The organism is Chroococcidiopsis sp. (assembly GCF_051657925.1).
Lineage (GTDB): Bacteria > Cyanobacteriota > Cyanobacteriia > Cyanobacteriales > Chroococcidiopsidaceae > Chroococcidiopsis.
In genome coordinates this window covers 1-3,404 of record NZ_JBOFLP010000337.1, presented here as the reverse complement: position 1 = coordinate 3,404, position 3,404 = coordinate 1, and the positions used below count along the sequence as shown (strand labels likewise).

At 45.5% G+C, this 3,404-nt stretch carries 3 protein-coding genes; 1 reads left to right on the top strand and 2 read right to left on the bottom strand.

Translation table 11 applies throughout. From position 1 onward, the window contains the following. Nucleotides 1-183 precede the first annotated feature (183 nt). Nucleotides 184-1,185, top strand: coding sequence for a DUF389 domain-containing protein (locus ACRC32_RS26730; RefSeq protein WP_438556818.1), 1,002 nt, complete (start codon nt 184-186; stop codon nt 1,183-1,185). Nucleotides 1,186-1,212: 27 nt separating this feature from the next. Here the strand turns inward: ACRC32_RS26730 and ACRC32_RS26725 are convergent, their stop codons facing one another. Together ACRC32_RS26725 and ACRC32_RS26720 are read right to left on the bottom strand one after the other, a co-directional pair. Next, nucleotides 1,213-2,550, bottom strand: a complete 1,338-nt coding sequence (locus tag ACRC32_RS26725) for a DUF2254 domain-containing protein (protein ID WP_438556817.1) — start codon at nt 2,548-2,550, stop codon at nt 1,213-1,215. A gap of 31 nt (nt 2,551-2,581) precedes the next feature. Continuing rightward, on the bottom strand, nt 2,582-3,404 hold an 823-nt coding region (locus tag ACRC32_RS26720), incomplete at its 5' end, for a mechanosensitive ion channel family protein (RefSeq protein ID WP_438556816.1).

Sequence of the window (3,404 nt, the reverse complement as noted above, 5' to 3'; positions counted from 1 at the left end):
AAATTGCTTGATGTTTGTCTCAATTGCCGCCTCTGCGATCGCCGATTCGATTACCATGCGTCAATTTTTAGTTACTTCAACAGTCGATTTTAGTCAGACTCGCGCCAGATGACGAGCATCTAGGGGTAGGACTTTAATCCAGTTATCAGTGACCAGTGACCAGTGACCAAGTGGGAGAAAGGCTTGTTCAATAATATTCGCGATCGCTTCCAAAACTTCAGAAGCAGAAAATCTCGTCCGGTGGAAATTCAGCAACTCCAAACAGAACTGCTGGAGGAATCACAGTTAAGCTCGTCTTATTTGGCTTTAACTGTTAGTTCTTGCGTCATTGCAACTCTTGGCTTGCTATCTAACAGTGCTGCCGTCATTATTGGAGCGATGATTATCGCACCTTTAATGCTACCAATTCGGGGAATGGCTTTAGGTGCATTGCAAGGTCATGTCATTCTATTTCGCCAAGGTGCGATCGCGCTCTCGATCGGAACGTTTTTAGCAGTGGTAATTTCCTACTGCCTGGGTTTAATCGTCAGTCTTCCTGGCTTTGGGAGTGAAATCTTATCTCGTTCTCGACCAACGCTATTGGATTTGGGTATTGCTGTGGCGGCTGGTGCAATTAGCGGCTATGCCAAGGCAGAACCAAAAGTTTCTGGCAGTCTTGCCGGAACTGCAATTTCTGTGGCTTTGATGCCGCCGATTTGCGTTATTGGTTTGGGTTTATCGCGGGCTGATTGGTGGATGAGTTTGGGAGCGACGATCCTTTACTTAACTAACCTGCTGGGCATTACTCTGGCGTGTATGCTGACTTTTCTAGTAGTAGGTTATAGCTCGCTGACACAAGCAAAAAAACCCCTGCTCTGGACTATATTTTTAACAATAATTCTCTTGCTGCCCCTTGGTTTTAGCTTTTTCCGCCTGATCCGACAGACACAATTAGAAACCAGTTTGCAGCGAGCTTTGATCGATCGAACTGTTACTTTTCAACGCTTGGAGTTGCTTAGCAAAGAAACGAATTGGTTCACTAATCCACCTGAAGTTCGCTTAAATGTGAGGGCAAAAGAACCAGTGACACCTCGACAAGTGCAGTTATTGGAAGAATTTATTCAGCGCGAGATGGGACAGCGTTTTATCTTAATTTTTGAAGTTGGAGAAGTGGAAGAAGTTCGTAGTTCTCAGCCTCAGAATTAATGGTTAATGGTCAATGGTTAAGAGCTATTAACTATTAACTATTAACATTTTTTCTACTACCAAATATTGCTCTTCAATATCTTGTTTATCCAAATTATTTGATACGCTCTGGTAGCTATCGCGTTTAATCGCGGCAGCATGACGCGCCAGTACTACATGGTCTTTTGGGTTTTGGGTGTAACTAGCTATGGTGGCGATCGCTTCTAGCAAACGAATTATTACTGCTACATCTTGTTTCCCATACTGGCGAATTTGGTTAAAAGCAGCATCGACTAACCCCTCAAATGTGACTGGTTCGGCAATGACGCGCAACTCGTGCCGTTCGTCATAGCGGTAAGGAGAGGGAAACTCTCGTTGAGCTATCCGAGATAGCCCCGCACTCAGTTGGTCAATACACCGGATTGCCGTAAACGGATCGTTGACAGAAGGAGAAATGGCGCGTAAAGTAATTTCTACTAATTGGTTGATGGGAAACTCTACGTCCTGCTGTTCGGTGCGTTGTTTACCTAAAATAAAGGCATCGTTAATTTGACTAGTTAGTTTGCGGTTGACTCGCTCTTGAGGATATGCCGTTACTAACACTTGGTCTTTGACAGCAAATTTTCCTGGGCGATAGTTAATGCGTAGTAACAGCCGATCTCGACAGGCAATCTTCATCAATTCATCGTCGTCGATCGCTTGCACGTAGCCACTGCGAGGAGCTTTAATTGGGTAGGCTTCAGCATCAAAATTCTCTGGAATTTCTGTCAACGGTTGTTTGAACTCCGGCTCGTTAACTCCAATACGTTCGGGAAACAAGCGATCGATGGCACGGTCTAGCTCGGCTCCAGCTTCAGAAATAACATGTGATGCTTGAATAATTGTGGACGCATGATGGATGAAGTAAATTAGCATCCCGATACTAACTATCGCCAGCGCCGTACCAACGGTAGTGGAGACTAGTGGCACAAACTTGTCGTAATCGTCTCCGTCGCCGCGAATCGTTCGCAGCACCAGCAAGCAATAAATAAATGTAGAAATAAACGTGCCGAGGACAATTTGATTGCCAGTGTCCTGCATGAAGTTCCGCAGCAGTCGGGGTCCGAAATTGGCAGCAGCTAGTTGGAGTGCGACAATTGTAATCGAAAAAGCAGTCGCGGCAACTGTAATCATCGAACCAGAAACGGCTGAAAGCACCTCCCGCGCCCCATCTGTCCCACCAGTGTAGAGCCAGCCCCAACTTTCTAAAGGTCCATAATAGCCTTCGCGATCGAGCGTTAACATGACGACTGATAGGGCGATCGCGCCCACAAGCATAATTGTGGGTAGAAACCAGTAACTAGAGTGGAGCGAATCCCAAAGTTTAGCAATTTTGACGTTTTTCATGTGCCATTGTCCGTAGAATAAGTGAAGAGGATTAATGCTGGGAATTCTCTTTTATATTGCCAAGACTGTTTTCCATCTGAAGTGGAGGCAATCCGACAATGTTATAAGTCGTCGTCGCAATTCTAATTCCAGCCGCATCGAATGCTTTGAGAATATCGCGACTAACGGCATCTTTGAGATCGCGAATCCCGTGTTCTTTGACGACAAAGCGGACGGTCATTTCTAGCCAGTTGTTAGTGATTCGATAGTAAACTTTGGGTGTCAAATCGTGGGAATGGAGAAAATAGCGTTCGCGCATCACCCGCAATGATTCTTGACTCATCTGGTTAATATTTTCTGTATGACGCTCGGCGCATTCTAATAAAATTTGTTCGGCGCAATCGCGATCGGCTGTATAGGAAATCGGCACGCTAATTTCCTCCCAAAGATAGGGGAAATCCTGCGTGTAGTTGTAAACTGGCTGCTCGAAAATTTTGTCATTAGTAACGGTGACAATCCTGCCAGTAAATTGACGACTTTTCACCCAACTAGGGGAAGCCGAGTCTTGAAACGAAACTGGCTGTCCCATTTCCATGATTTTCGTGTGGATAAAACCTAGAGCAATGACATCGCCGCGCACGCCGCCCATCGTAATTCGATCGCCAACGCTAAAAATATTACTCCGCAGAATTACAAAGTAACCCGCGATCGCCGTAATTACTTTTTGTAGGGCAAAGGCTACACCTGCTGTTACCAAACCGATTGCAGTAGCAAGCCGATTGGGGTTGTCAAACCAAATTTCTAGCAGCCCCAAGATTAACAATACTGCTGTAACTAGATTTAATCCCTGCCCAGCCCAGAACCAAATTCGTCCG